This window comes from Streptomyces sp. SPB074, from assembly GCF_000154905.1.
In the GTDB taxonomy this organism is placed as follows: Bacteria; Actinomycetota; Actinomycetes; order Streptomycetales; family Streptomycetaceae; genus Streptomyces.
Genome location: NZ_GG770539.1, coordinates 6,410,865 through 6,411,952 on the forward strand (window position 1 = coordinate 6,410,865; position 1,088 = coordinate 6,411,952).

Here is a 1,088-nt window from a genome sequence, read left to right on the forward strand (position 1 = left end):
CCGTGGGCAGCCCGGGGCGCAGGGCGCGGGGCGGCTTGCAGCCGGTGCGGCCACCAGGCGGGGCGCCGCTCGTGGCGCAGCGCCTCGCGCAGGATCTGCTCGCGGACCCAGGCGTATCCGGGCCGCTCGTGGGCGCCGCGCGGCGCGGGGCCGGGCGCAGCAGCCGGGAGCCGGTGCCGGGCAGGGCCCGCTGCACGATGCCGTGCGCGGTGAGGACCCGGCGGTGCCGGGTGAGCGAGGTCGGCAGCACGAGGTAGGTGAGCCGTACGAGGCGTGCGTACCGCTCGACCAGGGCGGCTTCGGCGAGGTCGAGGTCGATCCGCTCCCCGGCGGTGGGGGAGGGCCGCGAACGCGTCGGCATGGGGACGCCTTTCGAGTGACGGACTGTGGGACGTGTGCACTCCGTCAAACGAGTGATGCGTGTGACAGTCACACCTCAGTCGGCGGTACGGGCCCCGGAGCCCCTCTCGCGCACGCGCCGCGCCGCCACCGCCTCCACGCGCGCCAGCAGCCCGGCCGCCGTCCGCTCGCCGCGTGCCCGCAGGTCCGCAGGTCCGCGTACCCGTGCAGCCCCAGGTCGGCGAGGACGTCCCGGAAGCCGGGCAGGAGACGGCGGTGCAGGCCCGGGGCGTCGGCGGCGAGGACGGTGTGGCAGCGCGCGAGCGTCGCGACGATCCAGAACACCGCCTCGCGGTGCAGCCCCCGCGCCACGAGGTCCGCGCTCCCGTCCACGGCGACGGGCCGGGCCCCGGGCCGCAGGTCGGCCGCGTACGGGAACGGGGTGCGCGCCGGGACGGCGGACGTCGCGTCGAAGGTCTCGGCGAGCACGTCCAGGTGCGCGGCGACACGGGCCCGGTCCGGGCGGGCGCAGCCCAGCGCGCCGAGCAGGTCCTCGTACAGCTCCTCGTCGGGGCCGGGGACGAGGACCTCGCGCACGGCCGGGTACCGCAGCCGGATCGTCGGGTTGCGCAGCGCGGCGACGAGCAGGACGTGCGCGGTGACGCCGCTCGGGAAGAGCCACGCCGTGACCTGCCGGTGCCAGGGCGCGTCGGCCGGGATCGCCGCGAGCCCGTTCCGTACCCGCCCCG

At 77.8% G+C, this 1,088-nt stretch carries 2 pseudogenes; both read right to left on the minus strand.

Annotation, left to right across the window (positions count from 1 at the left end):
* A pseudogene (locus SSBG_RS27390) lies at positions 1–361 on the minus strand (hypothetical protein); the annotation flags it as partial.
* A gap of 68 nt (positions 362–429) precedes the next feature.
* Positions 430–1,088, minus strand: a pseudogene (locus tag SSBG_RS31805) (hypothetical protein); the annotation flags it as partial.